Genomic DNA, 18,347 nt, shown 5'->3' with positions numbered 1-18,347 from the left:
CGCGCCCTCAGTCATAATGAATTTGCCGATAGGGAAATTTGATGTCCTGGCCGTCCAGCAACTCCATCAAGAAGGTCCAGATCGCGTCCCCGGATGGGGGGCAACCCGGCAAGAAATAGTCGATTTTCACCACTTCGTGAATCGGATGAACCTGGTCCAGCAGCAGCGGAATTTCCGGATCGTTGGGAATTTGCGGATCCGCCACACCGATACCATCCAGATAAGACTCCTTGAGACAGTCTTCCAGTTCGAATTTGTTGCGCATGGCGGGAATCCCGCCATTGATCGCGCACGCGCCGATCGCCACCAAGACGTCGCAATGCTGGCGAAAATGCTGCAAGACATGGACGTTTTCCGCATTGGCAACGCCCCCTTCCACCAAACCGATATTCACCCGCCCTTGAATCCGTTTCAGATCGGTCAGTGGGCTGGCGTCGAACTGAATCCGGTCGACCAGATCGATGATTCGCTCGTCGATATCCAAAAACGACATGTGGCAACCAAAACAGCCGGCCAGGGAACAGGTCGCAAGCGTCGGCTTGGTCATGGCTTCCCCCCCTTACGACTCTGAGCTGCGGCAACGTCGCCCACCTGGTCGATGGGCTCTTGATCGTACAACCTCGACCCGATCGGCACCTCATACCCTTTGTGCTTCGGCAGAATCGCGCCCGTCGGACAAACCTGGGCCGATTTGTCGTTGATATCGAAATCCGAATCGCCCAATTGGCCCGACGGCGAATTCACGGTCAAATGGGCATCGATACCACGCCCGCTCACGCTGAAGACATTTTTTTGATCCACGTCGCGGCTGGCGCGCACGCACAGCTCGCAAAGAATGCAGCGATCGAAATCGATGATCGCATCCGGGTGACTGGCATCGATGGGCCGTTTGGGGAAGAAGTGTTTGAAATGGGGCGAGAGCATCTCACAGTAGTAAGCAACCGCCTGCAACTGACAAGCCCCGCTTTTCTCGCACGCGGGACAGACGTGATTGCCCTCGACAAACAGCATCTGCAACAGTTGCCGCCGCATCTCCCGGATGTCCTCGGCTTCGCTGTCGATCACCTGACCCGGCGCCGCGGGTGTTGCGCAGGCGGCAACCATACGCTCGCCGAGACGGACCGAACAAACCCGACAACTGCCGTGGGGCGAAAACTCCGGGTTGTGGCACAGGTGTGGGATATAGACCTTGGCCGCCAGGGCCGCATCCATAATCGTCTGGCCCGGTTCAAACGGTATTTGCCGGCCATCGATTGTGATGTGTTTGTCGTCACTCATCATTTGTTCCCTTGACTCACCGCCGGCACCGACTCAAATGTGGGAACCGGCGTCATGGCGCCCGGTGATTCGTCTCGAGGCACTTAGCGCCTGATCCAGATCGAAAGACGGTTCGTAGGCGGTGGTCGATAATCGTTGTAACCAGGCTTGGGGAAACTGATCCAGCGTCTGAAGAATCGGGTTGGCCGCCGTTTGACCCAGACCACAGTGGCTCGTGCGCTGCATGAGTTCGCCGATGCGGCGAAGTTCGTCCAGATCCGCTTGAGTGCCGTGGCCGTTGAAGACCTTTTCAACCAAATCGCGAACTAACGACGTGCCAACCCGACAAGGCGTGCAAAACCCGCAACTTTCGTGGGCGAAAAAGTGGGCAAAGTTACGCACCGCGTCCAGCACATCCCGCTGCGGACCGAGCACCATGAACGAACCACCCGTGGCGAGATCCTCATAGGCGATTCGGCGATGGAACTCGCTCGCCGGCACCAGGGTGCCGGCCGCTCCTGCAATCTGCACCGCTTGCGCGTCGCTACCTCCGCAATCGGCCAGCACCTGCGAGACCGTAACGCCAAAGGGATACTCGTAGAGCCCGGGTTGGGTGCAATCGCCGCTCACACTCAGCACTTTCGTGCCGGTGGATTCCGCCGTTCCCAGCTGGCCAAAGGTGGCGCCACCCTGGACCGCGATACGCGCGACGTTGGCGAAAGTTTCCACGTTGTTGACCACCGTCGGTCGATGCCGATAGCCGCTGGTCACCGGAAAGGGCGGGCGAATCCGCGGCACCCCTCGATGTCCTTCGAGAGACTCGATCAACGCCGACTCTTCGCCACAAATGTAAGCGCCCGCCCCCAGGTGAATCTGGATATCGAAATCGAAGCCATCGCAGCCCCCCACATTGCGCCCCAACAATCCTGCGGCGCGACGTCGGCTCAACACGGATTCGAGACTCGGGCACAGATAGGCATATTCGCCGCGCAGGTAGAGAAAACCTTTTCGGGCGCCGAGCACGTGTGCGCATACAGTCATCCCTTCAAACACCCGGTCGGCAAAGCTGTGCAGTAAAACCCGATCCTTAAAGGTACCCGGCTCACCTTCATCGGCGTTGCAGACGACGATTTTTTCATCCCCTGGCGCATTACGGCAGAATTGCCATTTGTTCGCGGTAACGAAACCCGCGCCGCCATGTCCTCGCAGCTTGGCTTGGCCCAACTCATCGAGGATACCGGCCGGCCCATACTGCAACGCGGCCTGAATGGCCTGACCGTTGTCAAAATCGGCACACAGCGTCGGGCCGGCGACCTGAATCTGGCTGCTCACTTCGAACAGTTCGCTCGGCCATTGCTCCACTGCCACTTCGGAATCAATCAATCGGGCGATTTCATCCACCCGAGCGGTGTTCAGGCGCGTCACGACACGGCCGTTGATCAGCGCAGCCGGCCCTTGATCACACATGCCGGTACAGGACGTCGTCGCCACGCGAACGCGTCCGTCAGAACGTATCTCACCGATGGTGGCCGAAAGGTTACTGCACAGGCGATTGATCAAATCCGTATTGCCCAGCATCCGGTCGGTGATATTGTCGCTGACCAACACCTCGTAAGTCGCAGGACGTTGAAGACGCAGAAAGCTGTAGAACGCGGCCACACCCTCCAATTCAATCCGCGGGACCTTGAGCGCTTGGGCGACCTGTTCCCGCCATTCGGGCGGCAGCCAGCCGCCGATGGCTTGTAGGTCGATGAGAATCTGCAATAACGCATTGGGATCGTACTTGTGCGATGCAAGCACCTGATCGACTGGCAAATTGGCATCCGTCACTTGATTCATACGCCGCCTTCGCCCCACATCCATATCAATGACCACCAGCGTGGCCCTGCTTGATGACAAAACAAAGACAGTGCCATGGGGACACTCCTTCCGTTATTGATTTTGCCTGCTAGAGCCAAGTTAAAAGCCCGGATTCCAGCGGGTGAATCATCAGTTCGTGGCGTGGATAGACCCGTAGTTTGTAGTGCTGGAGTCCGGATAAGGGTAGTGTTAGGTCGACGGAAAACAACTCCTCGTCTGCGCTCTCACCCCCCATCGCGCATAAGGGAATGCGCCGATGAATGGTAAAATCCCCGCCATCCTCTTTGACGCCCAACACACACTCCACCGCGACATCACTCACACGCAACCCGCCCAGCCGGACCATGATGCGAATAGGCAGGGTTTTGTCTGCAGGCAATTCGGTGAGCACACCATCGACCCGTCTAACCTGGACTTGGTCCCAACCCGCCTCGATACGTCGCTTCCACTCCGCCAACTGCTGGGCGCTCGCGCCCTCGTCATGTCGCAGCCGAACGGCGGCGTGGCTGGCTGGGCTGTAGTGATCCCTGACATAGTCCAGGACCATACGTGAGGCGTTGAAGCGGGGTATGGTGGATTTCATCGATGCCTTGGAAACAGACACCCAGCCCTCCGAATAACCGTGGCCGTTGCGTTCATAGTAGAGCGGTATGGCCTGATGCTCCAGAATATCCAATAAGGCTTGTGCTTCGAACCGGTCGCGCGTGGCAGGATCAGTGTGCGGCGTGATATGCGGTGCAATCGCCCAGCCATTGCGCATGTTGTAACCCTCCGCCCACCAGCCGTCCAACACGCTCAGGTTGACCGCGCCGTTAATAGCGGCTTTCTGTCCGGACGTCCCACTGGCTTCCAGCGGGTACTCGGGCGTGTTCAACCAAATGTCGACGCCGGCAACCAGCTTGCGCGCCAACGCCATATCGTAGCCTTCCAACAAAATCAGTTTTCCGACGAACTCCCGCCGCCGAGACAGATCGTAGATCGACTGGATCAGGTGTTGGCCGGGCAAGTCCTTCGGATGCGCCTTGCCGGCAAATAGAAACAACACAGGCCGTTCGCTGTTCGATACGATTCGGATCAAGCGCTCCAGGTCGGAGAACAGCAAGTTTGCCCGCTTATAGGTGGCGAACCGACGGGCGAATCCCACGATCAAAATATCGTTATCACCGGGCGAAAGATTTTGCGTGTGCCGCTCGATCTCGAGCTCGCTGAAGCCGTTACGCTGGAATTGACGCACCGCCAAACGCCGCACATCACGCAACAACTCCGACTTAAGCGACTGCCGGGTACTCCAATACCGATAATCGGGCATCTCGTCGACGCGCTCCCAAAACGATTCCGATGTCAACTGCCGACGCCATTCCCGACCGAATGTCATATCGAACAGCACCTGCCACTCAAAAGCCAGAAAGGTCGGAACGTGAACGCCGTTGGTGACATAACGCACCGGGTTCTCTTCACGTGGGACTCGGGGCCAGATGAAACCCAACATGCGCGAAGCGACTTCCCCATGAATGCGGCTGACCCCATTCTGAAAGCGGGAGCCACGCGTCGCCAGCGCAGTCATATTGAAACCGCCTTGACCACCCGGGCCCACCCCCAACTCCAGTAGCCGATCCATAGAGACATTCATCTCTGCGGCGAAAGTCGAGAAGTAATGCTGAACCAATCCTTGGTGGAAAACATCGTGTCCCGCCGGTACCGGCGTATGCGTGGTGAAGACCGTGGTGGTTGCAACGGCTTCCAAGGCGGCATCGAAACTCAAACCTTGTGCCACATATTCCCGGCAGCGCTCCAGAATTTGAAAAGCGGGATGTCCCTCGTTGATGTGCCACACCGTGGGCGAGAGCCCTAGCGTGCGCAAAGCACGGACTCCGCAGACGCCCAACACCAGCTCTTGCTGAAAACGTTTTTCACTATCGCCAGGGTAAAGCTCAGAGGTGATCCGACGGTATTGCGGGGCATTCCCCGGCACATCCGTATCCAACAGATATAGGCGAATGTGGCCCACTCGCACCGCCCACACATGCACGGACACCCGGCCGTCGGGCATATCCAGATGAACTGCCAAGGGTTCTCCCTCGACATCCAAAACCTGGGAAATCGGCAGGTTGCCGAAGTTGGATGGGGTGTAACTGGCAATTTGATTGCCGAATGCATCAATCGTCTGAGTGAAATAGCCGTACCCGTAGAGCAGCCCAACGGCGAAAAATGGCAAGCCCAAGTCACTGGCCGCCTTGCAGTGATCGCCAGCGAGAATCCCCAGCCCACCGGAATACATGGGCAAACTTTCGTGAAAACCGAACTCGGCGCAGAAATAGGCCACCAAATCCGTCTCCGGATTCAGAAAACGTTGGACATCGGCCCTCGGTGGGTTTTCCAGGTAGGAATCGTATGCAGAAAGGATCCGGTGGTAGTTTTCGAGAAACAACGGATCACAGGCCGCTTCGTTCAGCTTGGCTTGGGCAACACGACGCAAAAACAACTTGGGGTTATGACCCACCTGGACCCACAAATCCCGATCCAGGTTGTGAAAAAGCTGGCGAACCTCAATGGCCCAACTGTAATAGAGGTCCCCAGCCAGCTCACGTAGGCGCTCCAAGATCAGTGGAAGCTGGGGTACGGCCTCAACCTCATAGGTCGTCCCTGCCTGCGCACTACTGATGAACACGCTATCGTGTTTTTGCGTCATCGTGCTCATCTCTCCTGTGCACCGCCAAAACCATCACAACGCTCGGGTAAGCGCGTCACATGACCGGGTCGACGCCGAGCTCATTGAATTTCTTGCGTTCGAAATTCTCGCGGAACATATCTCTTAAGCGGCTTGCAAACTGTTCGTACTCGCCCTCGTCGGACCAGGTGCTCCGCGGATCCAAAACTTCCGGCGGCACATCCGGACACAGCTTCGGGACTTTGAGATTGAAGTAGGGATCGGTGTGATACTCCGTTCCAGGTTGGTGCAAATCACCGGATAGCGCCGCATCCAACATGGCTCGGGTATGGGCAATGGGCATGCGCCGTCCGACCCCATAGGGTCCCCCCGACCAACCCGTATTCAACATGACACACCGCGCCTCGTGCCGATGCATCTTATCCGCCAGTATTCGGGCATAAACGGACGGTTGACGAGACATGAACGGAGCCCCGAAACAGGCACTGAACGCGGCCTTGGGCTCAGTGACGCCCACCTCGGTTCCCGCCAACTTACTGGTATACCCACTAACGAAGTGGTACATCACATCCTCCGGCTCAAGGACCGATATCGGTGGCAGCACTCCAAACGCGTCGGCCGTCAACAACACGATGGTATTCGGATGAGGACCACGGCCGCCGTCAGCGACATTGGGATTGCAGCTGAGCGGATAGGCGAAACGCGTGTTCTCGGTGATGCTTGCATCATCCAAGTTCAAATCCTGCGGATCGGTCTCGGATAGCGGTTTGTGCGGCAACGGTGGCACGTTTTCGATGAGCGTACCCGGCATCGACAACGCCGCCGCAATAATCGGTTCTGCCTGTTTGTCGAGATTGATGAGCTTGGCGTAACAGCCATCCTCAAAGTTCGAAATACCCTCGCCGGTCCAGGCGTGCTCGTCATCACCGATCAGCAGCCGATTGGGATCGGCAGACAAGGTGGTTTTGCCGGTACCGGACAGCCCGAACAAAATGGCTCCGTCGCCGCCCGAGCCCACATTGGCGGAACAATGCATAGACAGTTCCTGAATTTCCGGCAGCTGGAAGTTCATTACCGTGAACATGCTCTTTTTGATAACGCCGCAGTAGTCGGCGCGCCCCAGCACCAAAATGATGCGATGACGAAAATCCACAATCACCGCACGCTCAGTCAAGGTGCCGTCACGTTCGGGTATGCAATGGAAAGACGGGACATTGAGCATGGTCCAGCGGAACGACTCGCGATGGGACATCGATTCCGGTAAATGCTTGGGGAACATGGTTCGGGCGAACATCGCGTGGGTCGCGTATTCACCCACGAACCGATAAGGGACCGCATGTTCCTGCTCCCAGCCGCAATAGACGTCTTGAACATATAAACGGCTGCGTCTTTGGTTGAGGTGATTCGAGACCCGCCTGAGTAGGGGCATGAACCGATCAGGGTCGAACTGCTTGAAGTCCGGTTTCCACCACGCTTTCGATTCGATTTCCGGCCAAGCAACGGCGAACGTGTCGTTGACAGGGCGTCCGGTGCAGGAAGGATCGGTGTAATAAATCAGCGGCCCATCCAGGCCGAGTTTGGTAGCGTAGGCCTTGTGCTCATCGTCGGGACCATCTGGGCGGATACGTCCGCGGTCGTGCGCTACCGCCGCTGCTAATAGCTCCTGGTGTGACATACCATAGCGATAGTCCACCGTCTCCAAACCCAATAGTTGACGAAGCTCGTCCTGAAACTTACCCGACATATCGCAGTTCCTCGTTGTTCCTATGCCCCCAGCCGCTAAGGGCCGCGAACACGGTCAAGTGACTTTACCCTGGCAGAAAATATGCCAACCGTTCCGAGCCACCCCCACAAGTGAATTATCTGACGAAAACGTCTTTAGATTTCAGATTGTTGACCAACTCGGATTCGTAATCTTGGTTCGGCTCGCGGCCGATCGCCAAAAAAGCGCCCATGCCCCACCATAGTGCATCGCGAGAACATCCGCCGACCTTAATGAATGCTTAATCAAATTCGACACAACGAGCTCACCCGCGTCAACGCATCGCCAAGACACCGTCAAGACACAATTTTTGTTTTGGCGCCATCCTATTGGCATTGATCTTGCGTCAGATCAAAAGTAGACCATCTGGCCATTTTCAGATCACGGGGGGTCACGTAACATCAATGTTAGATTATTGGCCAAACTGCGTTCTCAATTGGCGCACCACTACCACGATGGAACGTGCGCCGAGACCGCGTAGCGATTCGTCACCCGCCCAGCGAGCAACCCCGGATGGCGTGGGTCAGATGAGAAGGGGGAACGCGAATGTCCAATCCCATGGTTGACTTACACACCGACCACCGCCACTTCGCCAAGGTCCTGAACATCCTTCGACAGGAGTTGGATTTGATCCAGCAAGATGGCGACCCTTTTCTAGAATTGATCGTAGAGGCGCTGGAATATCTGCGCAGTTATGCCGACGAATATCACCACCCCCGGGAGGAAGTGATCTTCACTTATCACTTGGATCGCAGCGACGAATTGGCTGAGGTTATCGGCCGACTAAGTGGGCAACATGCCGAGATAAAACAGCTCACCACCGATCTTCTAGAGCATAGCGAAGGCCTCCTCCACGATGAAGTGTTAACCCGCGAGGCCTACTCATCAGCGCTGGAAAATTTCCTTATCAAACAGATTGGGCATCTCCGAGATGAAGAAGAAGCGGTATTCCCGATGCTGGAAAAAACCTTCACGCCGGAAGATTGGCGTTTGATTGACCGAAGGATGCCTCCACGCCCGGACGTGTTGTTTTGCGGGGAGGAAAAAGCACGATTTAAAGCGCTCTATGAGCGCATTATGGCGGATGGAACGCTCATCGAAAGAACGGATTAAGTACATCTTCAAACAAGCCGATCCAGTCGAGGATGGGCTGAGTTAAAGTTGGCTCCGGGAGGACATATCATGGCGCAGCGCCCTCCGCTTCGCCGAGCGGGTTTATATGACCCCGATCTCGAACACGATGCTTGCGGCGTCGGCTTTGTCGCTCACATCAAAAACCAGTCCAGCCACGACATCATCAGCCAGGGGCTGACGGTACTGCGCAATCTCACCCACCGTGGCGCAGTGGGTGCCGACCCCAAGGCGGGCGACGGCGCCGGTATTTTGATTCAAGTTCCCCATCACTTTTACGCCAGAGAGTGCCAATCGCTCGGAATTCAACTGCCTTCGCCAGGTCACTACGCTGTCGCCATGGTGTTCTTGCCCACCGAAGCCGGTGCCAGGGAGACCTGTGAAGCGCTATTGACCCGACTGGTCGAGGAAGAGGGCCAAAGCATTCTCGGTTGGCGCGAGTTACCGGTCGACAATACCTGCCTTGGCGATTCGGTCCGGGCCAGCGAACCGGTCATCCGACAGCTATTCATCGCCCGGAGCCCCGAATGCCCGGATGCCGACAGCTTCGAGCGCAAGCTTTTGGTCATTCGCAAACGGGCTTATCACGCCACCGAACAAACCGGTTTCGCCGGCAAGGAAGACTTCTACATAGTCTCCCTGTCATCACGAACGGTGGTCTATAAGGGCATGATCCTGGCAAAGGATCTCGAGCACTACTTCCCGGATTTGAAAGACCCGGCGATAACCTCCGCCCTGGCCCTGGTTCACCAGCGGTTCTCCACCAATACCATGCCGCGCTGGTCCTTGGCGCAACCGTTTCGTTATCTCTGTCACAACGGCGAGATCAACACACTTCGCGGCAATGTGAACTGGATGACCGCCCGTCGCCACAACATGCGCTCGGAAGTCATGGGCGCCGATCTGGGTAAGATTTGGCCCCTAATCAGCTACTCCAAATCCGACTCGGCCTGCCTGGACAACGCTTTGGAGCTACTGGTGGCTGGGGGTTATTCGCTGGTTCATGCCATGATGCTGCTCATTCCAGAAGCTTGGGCCGGCAACCCGTTGATGGACGCCCAGCGCCGTGCGTTTTACGAATACCACGCCTCGCTCATGGAACCGTGGGACGGACCGGCCGCGGTTGCCTTCACCGACGGCCGGCAGATCGGTGCCACCCTCGATCGCAATGGCCTGCGTCCGGCACGCTATGTCATCACCGACGATGACCGCGTGATCCTGGCGTCGGAAGCCGGAGTACTGGACATCCCCGAGGAGCGCATCGTCAAAAAATGGCGACTACAGCCGGGAAAAATGTTTCTGATCGACCTGGAGGAAGGTCGAATCATCGACGACAGCGAAATTAAAGCGCAGCTGGCGACCGCCAAGCCCTATCAACAGTGGCTCGACCAAACGCAGACCTGGTTGGACACATTGCCGCGGGAAATCGGCCGCATGGCGCCTGACCGGCAAACGCTGCTGGACCGCCAGCAAGCTTTTGGTTACACCGAAGAAGACATCAAGTTTTTTCTCGAACCCATGACGCTTACGGGCCAAGACCCCATCGGTGCCATGGGGCAGGACATTCCCTTGGCGGTCTTGTCGCACCGACCCAAACTGCTCTCCGACTACTTCAAACAAAATTTCGCCCAGGTGACCAACCCGCCGATCGACCCCATCCGCGAGGAATTGGTCATGTCCCTGACTTCTTTCATCGGGCCGCGCCCCAATTTGCTCGATCTGAACGCGGGTGGGAACCTGCGCCGATTGGCGGTCAAGCAGCCGATTCTTTCCAACACCGACCTGGAACGGATCCGCGCCATCGAGCACCATCTGGACCGGGCCTTCCGAACCCGGACCTTGTCCATGTGCTACCCGGCCTCAAACGGGGCTGGCGGCATGCAATTGGCCTTGGACCGGCTCTGCGAACAAGCGACCGACGCCGTGCGCGAAGGCTACAACATCCTGGTCCTCTCGGACCGTGATGTCGCCGCCGATCAGATCGCGATACCGGCCCTACTGGCGACCGCGGCGGTCCATCACCATCTCATTCGCCAAGGCCTTCGAACCGCGTCCGGGCTGGTAGTAGAAACGGGCGAGGCCCGGCGCGTCCACGACTTTTGTCTGCTGGCGGGATACGGCGCCGAGGCCATCAATCCGTATTTGGTATTCGACGTCGTGACCGCCTTGCTGCCCGGCCTGTCTGAACCCGTGGCCGAGGCGGACGCACATCAGCGGTATATCAAGGCGGTGGACAAAGGCATCCTGAAGGTGATGTCGAAGATGGGTATCTCTACCTACCAGTCCTACTGCGGCGCGCAGATTTTCGATGCCGTCGGCCTGTCGACGGACTTCATCGAGCGCTACTTCACGGGCACCCACAGCACCATCGAAGGGGTAGGCTTGGCCGAAATCGCTGCAGAAACCGCGCAACGTCACGGTCGGGCCTTCGGCGGTGCATCCGAGCTGAAAGACGCCCTCGACCCCGGCGGTGAGATCGCCTATCGGATGCAAGGCGAGACGCACATCTGGAACGCGCAGACGGTTTCCCTGTTACAGCACGCGGTGCGCAAGGGCGATTTTGAACAGTTCAAGGCGTACACCGCGGCGATCAACGATCAAAGTGCTCAGTTGAAAAATCTGCGCGGACTGTTCGAATTCCGCTTCGACCGGCCGCCGGTACCCCTGGACGAAGTCGAACCGGCCGAAGAGATCGTAAAGCGCTTCGCCACCGGCGCCATGTCGTTCGGATCTTTGTCCTGGGAAGCGCACACCAATATGGCCATCGCCATGAACCGGCTGGGCGCCAAGTCGAACAGCGGCGAGGGGGGCGAGGACGCTATTCGTTACCAGCCAACCCCCGAAGGCGATTCGATGAGCTCCGCCATCAAGCAGGTCGCCTCAGCACGCTTCGGGGTCACCGCCGACTATCTGGTCCATGCCAAGGACATCCAGATCAAGATGGCGCAGGGAGCCAAACCGGGCGAAGGCGGTCAACTGCCGGGACACAAAGTGGATGAGGCCATCGCCCGGGTACGTCATTCGACTCCCGGCGTCGGGCTGATCTCACCGCCACCGCACCATGATATCTATTCCATCGAAGATCTGGCCCAGCTGATCTATGACTTGAAGAACGTCAACCCTGAGGCACGCATCAGCGTCAAGCTGGTGTCCGAGGTGGGCGTGGGCACGGTGGCCGCCGGCGTGGCCAAAGCCCATGCCAACCACCTGACCATCTCCGGCCACGAAGGCGGCACCGGCGCCAGCCCGCTGACCTCCATTCACTTCGCGGGCTCACCCTGGGAAATCGGCTTGGCCGAAACGCAACAAACACTGGTTCTCAATCGCTTGCGCGGCCGCCTCGCCGTGCAAGTGGATGGCGGCATCCGAACCGGGCGCGATATCGTCGTCGGCGCTTTGTTGGGCGCCGACGAATTCGGCATCGGCACCGCCGCACTGATCGCCCAAGGGTGCATCATGATGCGCAAATGCCATCTCAATACTTGTCCGGTGGGCATCGCGACCCAAGATGGTGAACTGCGACGCCGATTCCCCGGCACCCCGGACGATCTGGTTCGTTTCTTCATGTTTCTTGCCCAGGAGGTCCGATCGATCATGGCCGAGTTGGGCTACCGCCGATTCAGCGACATGGTCGGTCACAGCGAGCGGCTGAACATGCGACCGGCGCTCGACCACTGGAAGGCCCGGGGCCTGGATTTCTCTAGGATTCTCCATCCCCCCAAGCTGACGCCGGGTGATCCCATCGCCCACTGCCAGACACAACACCACGACCTCGGCGAGGTGTTGGATCGACAACTGATCGCAGCGGCCAAAAAAGCCTTCGATTGCGAGGGACCGGTCACCCTGTCGGTGACCGCCCGTAACACCGACCGAAGTATCGGCGCCATGCTCTCGGGAGAAGTTGCTCGTCGCTATGGCGCAACCGGGCTGAGCGACGATAAGGTGCACGTGAATCTCACGGGCTGCGCAGGTCAGAGTTTCGGCGCTTTCGTCGGACCGGGCATCACGCTGGACCTGACCGGTGAGGCCAACGACTACGTCGGCAAAGGTCTGTGCGGCGGCCGCTTGATCATCCGCCCGCCCGCCACGCATCGACGGGCTGCGGAAAGCAACATCATCGTCGGCAACACCGTGCTCTATGGCGCCACATCCGGCGAGGCCTATATCCGCGGCATCGCCGGAGAGCGCTTCGCAGTCCGCAATTCTGGCGCCATTGCAGTCGTCGAAGGCGTGGGCGATCACGGCTGTGAATACATGACCGGCGGTCTCGTGGTCGTCTTGGGCGAAACGGGCCGCAATTTTGCCGCGGGCATGAGCGGCGGTATCGCCTATGTACTCGATTTAGCAGGCGATTTCCGCCAACGCTGCAACCTGGCGATGGTGGATTTGGAACCCATCGCCGATGAGGCAGCCCACGGCACGGTACTGGAACACCACGGGGGCGAACTCACCACCCACGGCTGGGTGGACGTCAGTCCTCATATGACGCAGCGGGATGCCGAACAGCTCCACGCCCTCATCCATCGGCACCACCAATTGACCGGCAGCGACCGTGCCGCGGACATCCTTGAGCATTGGACGCAGTTCATGCCCCGCTTCGTCAAAATCATTCCCATCGAATACCGCCACGCGTTGGAACGTCTGCAGGCTCACGCCCGCCCCACCCGACGCAGCGGCGTCAGCCTGACGATGGGAGGCTAAAGTCATGGGTAAAACGACGGGCTTTTTGGAGATCCGGCGGCGCGACCCGGCCTACGCGCCAGTCGGTGAGCGGGTTCAGCACTTTCATGAATTCAGCATTCCGCTGAGTGAAGAGGAACTTCAGGATCAAGGCGCCCGCTGCATGGATTGCGGCATCCCGTTCTGTCACAGCGGCTGCCCGCTCCATAACCTGATCCCCGACTGGAATCATCTAACCTACCGCGGACACTGGCACCGCGCGCTGCAACGCCTACTGGCAACGAATAACTTCCCCGAATTCACCGGACGGGTTTGTCCGGCGCCCTGCGAGGCGTCGTGTACGCTGAACTTGCAGGACGCACCGGTGGCCATTCGCACCATCGAAGCCGCTCTCGCCGACCGCGGGTGGAAAGAAGGCTGGATTACCCCGGAAATCCCACCTCGCCGGACCGGCAAGCAAGTGGCCGTGGTCGGCTCCGGGCCGGCCGGCTTGGCCTGCGCACAACAACTTGCGCGCGCGGGGCACAACGTGGTGGTATTCGAGAAACGAAACCAGATCGGCGGCTTGCTTCGCTACGGCATACCCGACTTCAAGCTCGATCCCGGCTTGATCGATCGGCGGGTGGCCCAGATGCAGGCCGAAGGGGTCGAATTTCGTCGCAATACGGTGGTTGGGAAAGACATCCGCGCCTCAGATCTTTTGGCCCGCTTCGATGCCGTCGTCCTGGCCGCTGGCTGCGAACAGCCACGAGATCTCGACGTACCGGGCCGCGATGCCGATGGCGTTCACTTCGCCATGGATTTTTTAAGTCAGCAGAAACAGCGCAGCAGCGGTGAGGCCATCGCCGGCCCGAAGATCACCGCCGAAGGTAAGCGCGTATTGGTGATCGGCGGCGGCGACACGGGCGCCGATTGCGTCGGCACCGCCGTACGCCAGGGCGCCCAATCGGTGACCCAAATCGAGATCATGCCCTGCCCGCCCTCGCACGAAGACAAACTGTTGAGCTGGCCCAACTGGCCACACAAACTTCGAACCTCCACCAGCCATGAGGAAGGATGCGAGCGACTGTGGAGCGTAGGCACCAAAGCCTTCGATACTGACCAGACGGGACATGTTCGGGGCTTGAGAGCCGTACACATGGCATGGCAAAGCCAAGGAGCACGCTGGCAGATGGCGGAAGTCGCTGGCAGCGAGTTCGACATTCCCACCAATTTGGTCCTGTTGGCCATGGGGTTTGTGCACCCCATCCATCCAGGGCTATTGGAAGAATTGAATGTAGACCTGGACACGCGAGGTAATGTGCTGGCCGATACGCCGAGTTACCAAACCTCGTTGGAGAACGTTTTCGCAGCGGGAGATCAACGACGGGGCCAGTCTTTGGTGGTCTGGGCCATTCACGAGGGGCGCGAGTGCGCCCGGGCGGTGGATGAGTATCTCCGCGACTCAACCACCCGATCTGATTCACGCCGGGCGTGACTTCGGTCATGAAACAGGCAGAACATCCCGCGCAAACTGAAAACGCCGAGATGCATTTAGCCAACCGCGCCCTATGTCACCGAGTTAGGAGGACATCCCCATGTCACGTGAGATTGTTCAGAACACCGTTAGCGGAAAACGGACGGGGTCCGATTCGGACATCGACCCCACACGTCGCCTACTTTTGGCCGGCGCGGGCGCAGTCTCCGTATTAGGGGTTGCGGGACCGGCGCTGGCCGCTCCGGCCGGAGGGTATTCTCACGGACACGGCAACCCCAGACATGGCGAGCTCATTCGTGCAGCCAATCGATGCACCAACGTGGGTCAAGCGTGCTTGGCTCACATCTTCCGCGAGTTCAAAGGCGGTGATACCACCCTGGCGGAATGCGGCATCTTGGTGGAAAACACCATCACGACATGCAACACATTGGTCACCCTGGCCCACAATCAGGCCGAACAGTTGCCGGACATGACAGCGGTTTGCCTCAAAGTATGTGAAGCCTGCGAAGTGGAATGCCGCAAACACGGTAAGAAACACCCTATTTGCCTCGACATGGCGGAGGCTTGCCAAGCCGTTGTCAAAGCCTGTCGCGAGGCGTTGGCATAACACAAAATCGCTAAGATAAACCGAAGACCGGCGCCTAGGCGCCGGTCTTATTTCTCATCAGCTTTTGGGTTACTCGAATCGGCCCAAATGTTCCTCAATCATTCCTCTCCCCCGCCGATAACTTAAAGCAGACCACGCGAGGATTCCGCCTACGCAGACCTCGCCCGGGTCCGGAAGATGACGACAAACCGTGGCAAAGTTTGGGGGTTGCATATGAAATTCAGACACTTACTGGCGGGAGGCGCGCTTTTGGCCTCGTCCGCTTTTTCCGCTCACGCAGAAATGACACCCATGGCTCATGATGAGCTGGGGCAAATCTACGGGCAAGGCTGGACGATCACACTGGACACCGTAATCTTAGATCCGAACTTTACAATCAAGGATCTCACCGAGCGCAGCCTCGTAATAGGCGCTTACGACATCAGCGCGATAGTGAGCGCACTGGAAACGGACCGTCCAACCCTGGTCGGAACCGCCCGGGTGATCGTCGAGCGCGGTGTCAACACCGGCAGCGAGTTGGTCCTGGGTGCCCTGGCCGCCGCCTTGAGTACCACGCCAGCCGGCGTGATCGCACCGTTTTTACCGGGCATCTCAATCGAGTACGTCGAATAAATCAGCCGCTAGAAATTGCATAACGGCCGCGCCACTCCCCGGTCCGTCAATGACGGACCGGTTTTTTCTTCCCGCTGTCCTCAACACACCGCCCCGCAACTCGACACACATCATTGACTTGCGTCAATGCCGCGCGCGCGAAGTCCGGTGCGCGCTTTCAACTGTCGTGGCAATTTGCCACACTGTGTCCAATTCTCCACGTTTGATCATCGCGCGGGGGCAACGTCACAGCGGACAAGTGATCAAAGTTAGGGAACTAGTTCACCTCCTAACGGCCTTAATAGTTGTCCGCTTCGACCAGAATAACGATTGACGAATTCATCATGAGCTTGCGTAACATCGGATTATTAGTGGTGGCCGCCTTGGTTTTCGCCACCATCGCGTTTTTCTCTGCACCGGCCAAATGGGTTCCACACAGCTGGCGGGTGACTGCTTACGAGTGGTTCGGTGCATCGGACTACAGCCAAAGCCCCGCGACCGGCGAGTATCCACTGCCGGACCCCGAGATCATCTGTCCCACCGACGCACGCGGTTGGCGCAAAGCGCAGGTGATCGAAGGCGTGGAGATCGAGGCATCCGACGGCTGCAAACCGGATAATCCCTACCTTGTGGCGGCGGCTGTCAAAGGGACCAACCAGGTCTCAGCGGGAACCCTGTTAAGTGCCGGCCTGCTGCCCGACACCGTAACCAAAGGTCGGGATCTCGACGGCGACGGGGACCCGGATGAGATCCACATCAAACTCGAGGTGCTCGAACTCAACGGCAACTCGCCGGATCTGCCGGTACCCGTGACCACATTCAGCATTGCCCCGGGTATCGAACCGGGATTTTGGATCTTCGCGCCCAAGTCCTTCGGCATGTCCACGGCCAATTTCGAAACCCGTCAAGCCAACGATTTGCTGCGCATGCCGGCACCGGTATTACGCGTTGAACAGGGCGACAAGGTCACCGTCACCCTGGAAAACACCCACTACCTGCCGCACACCATCCACTTTCATGGCGTCGACCACCCCTTTTCGGCGGACCATGGCATCCCTCACGACGAGACGATGAGTCATCTGCATGGTGTGGGTACGGACGGCGTGGCGGAAACCAGCGAAATGCCGGCCATGCCAGGCAATGCTTTGGTCTACGAATTTCAGCCGCGGCAAGCGGGCACCATGTTCTATCACTGCCACGTGCAAGCCAACGTCCATATCCTCATGGGCATGCAAGGCATGTTCGTCATTGAAGAGAATCGCCCTAACAACTGGGTCCAAAGCATCAACGTGGGAGCCGGGCACGTCCGGCATCGTTCCGTCGCGGTTCGAGAAACCCACGACCGGGAATACGACCTGCACTTTCAGGACTTTTTCAAGGAGCTGGGCGAAACCATACAGAAACACACCGATCCTCGGCTGACCATTCATGAGCAGCATCGGCGCTGGGATATTACCGACGACGACGCCGACTATTACCTGCTCAATGGCGTGTCTTTCCCTTACACCTTGCAGGATTCACTGGTCATCGTTGAGCCGGACACCAAGGTGAAAATGCGCGTGTTGAATGGCGGCTCCGAAGGGGTGGCGTTTCACAGCCACGGATTCAGGCCCTTGGTCACACACCTGGACGGCATTCCGCTATCACCTGGCAACCAGTTCCAGCGAGACGTGATTTGGATCGCCTCAGCGCAACGGGTGGATCTCACCTTGCAGACCACCAACGACGGCTTGAACAACTATGGCGAAGGCATCTGGATCTTCCACGATCACCGCGAAGCGGCCCAAACCACTGACGGCATTTACCCCGGCGGGACCATCAGTGCGATTACGTTCGAGTCGTATCTGGATGACAACGGCTTTCCAAAAGTACACGGCGTGGACTGGAAGAAATTCTTCACTCCAGAGTACTACCGTAAAAGCGTGCCGATTTGGCTCGACTACGACATTCGCGGCCTGTTCGGGAACGCCGATGTCCCCAGCGGTGCCGTGGTGCGGTTTGTGGTATTCGGCGTCGCCATCGGCGGGTTGATCGGGATCCTGGTGGGGCTCCTGACAGGCCGCCGGAGGGATCGATGATGCCAAGAAAGTTCTACTACCTCACGGCCGGCGCTGTGCTGTTAGGCCTCACGACCTTGCCGGTCTTGGCCGAGGATCAATCACCTTCGAATACTGCGGAGGATCACTCCGGCATGGATCACTCCGGCATGGATCACTCCGGCATGGATCACTCCGGCATGGATCACTCCGGCATGGATCACTCCGGCATGGATCACTCCGGCATGGATCACTCCGGCATGGATCACTCCGGCATG

Annotated in this window: 12 protein-coding genes; 7 read left to right on the top strand and 5 right to left on the bottom strand. The window is 58.4% G+C overall.

Going from position 1 to position 18,347, the window contains the following annotated elements; translation table 11 throughout:
• Positions 1 to 7: 7 nt before the first annotated feature.
• From SVU69_05755 to SVU69_05735, 5 genes are all read right to left on the bottom strand, one after another.
• Positions 8 to 547, bottom strand: a complete 540-nt coding sequence (locus tag SVU69_05755; GenBank protein ID MDY6942504.1) for an NADP oxidoreductase — start codon at positions 545 to 547, stop codon at positions 8 to 10.
• Entirely contained in the window at positions 544 to 1,278 is a 735-nt protein-coding gene (locus tag SVU69_05750; GenBank protein ID MDY6942503.1) for a 2Fe-2S iron-sulfur cluster-binding protein, read from the bottom strand. The genes SVU69_05755 and SVU69_05750 overlap by 4 nt, the downstream gene beginning before the upstream one ends.
• Positions 1,279 to 1,311: 33 nt before the next feature.
• A complete protein-coding gene (locus SVU69_05745; protein MDY6942502.1) occupies positions 1,312 to 3,096 on the bottom strand; it encodes an NAD(P)H-dependent oxidoreductase subunit E in 1,785 nt (594 codons plus the stop codon).
• A gap of 109 nt (positions 3,097 to 3,205) precedes the next feature.
• Positions 3,206 to 5,806, bottom strand: a complete 2,601-nt coding sequence (gene glgP, locus SVU69_05740) for an alpha-glucan family phosphorylase (GenBank protein MDY6942501.1) — start codon at positions 5,804 to 5,806, stop codon at positions 3,206 to 3,208.
• Between the two features lie 55 nt (positions 5,807 to 5,861).
• Positions 5,862 to 7,529 carry a phosphoenolpyruvate carboxykinase (ATP) gene (locus SVU69_05735; GenBank protein MDY6942500.1) on the bottom strand — a complete coding sequence of 556 codons (1,668 nt, stop codon included), beginning with the start codon at positions 7,527 to 7,529 and terminating at the stop codon, positions 5,862 to 5,864.
• Positions 7,530 to 8,093: 564 nt separating this feature from the next.
• Here SVU69_05735 and SVU69_05730 point away from each other — a divergent pair.
• From SVU69_05730 to SVU69_05700, 7 genes are all read left to right on the top strand, one after another.
• On the top strand, positions 8,094 to 8,660 hold the full coding sequence (locus SVU69_05730; GenBank protein ID MDY6942499.1) for a hemerythrin domain-containing protein: 567 nt from the start codon (positions 8,094 to 8,096) through the stop codon (positions 8,658 to 8,660).
• Between the two features lie 69 nt (positions 8,661 to 8,729).
• Complete coding sequence (gene gltB / locus SVU69_05725; GenBank protein ID MDY6942498.1) at positions 8,730 to 13,379, top strand: glutamate synthase large subunit; 4,650 nt, start codon at positions 8,730 to 8,732, stop codon at positions 13,377 to 13,379.
• Positions 13,380 to 13,383: 4 nt separating this feature from the next.
• Positions 13,384 to 14,835, top strand: coding sequence for a glutamate synthase subunit beta (locus tag SVU69_05720; GenBank protein ID MDY6942497.1), 1,452 nt, complete (start codon positions 13,384 to 13,386; stop codon positions 14,833 to 14,835).
• A gap of 100 nt (positions 14,836 to 14,935) precedes the next feature.
• On the top strand, positions 14,936 to 15,442 hold the full coding sequence (locus tag SVU69_05715) for a Csp1 family four helix bundle copper storage protein (protein ID MDY6942496.1): 507 nt from the start codon (positions 14,936 to 14,938) through the stop codon (positions 15,440 to 15,442).
• Between the two features lie 213 nt (positions 15,443 to 15,655).
• Positions 15,656 to 16,054, top strand: coding sequence for a hypothetical protein (locus tag SVU69_05710; protein MDY6942495.1), 399 nt, complete (start codon positions 15,656 to 15,658; stop codon positions 16,052 to 16,054).
• Between the two features lie 323 nt (positions 16,055 to 16,377).
• A complete protein-coding gene (locus tag SVU69_05705; protein ID MDY6942494.1) occupies positions 16,378 to 18,111 on the top strand; it encodes a multicopper oxidase domain-containing protein in 1,734 nt (577 codons plus the stop codon).
• Positions 18,108 to 18,347, top strand: a 240-nt coding sequence (locus SVU69_05700) for a copper resistance protein B (GenBank protein ID MDY6942493.1), incomplete at its 3' end; no start/stop codon positions are given. The genes SVU69_05705 and SVU69_05700, both read left to right, overlap by 4 nt.

This window comes from Pseudomonadota bacterium (assembly GCA_034189865.1).
Lineage (GTDB): Bacteria > Pseudomonadota > Gammaproteobacteria > UBA5335 > UBA5335 > JAXHTV01.
Note: the sequence above shows the minus strand (reverse complement) of the source record. Positions and strands in the feature narration are given on the sequence as shown.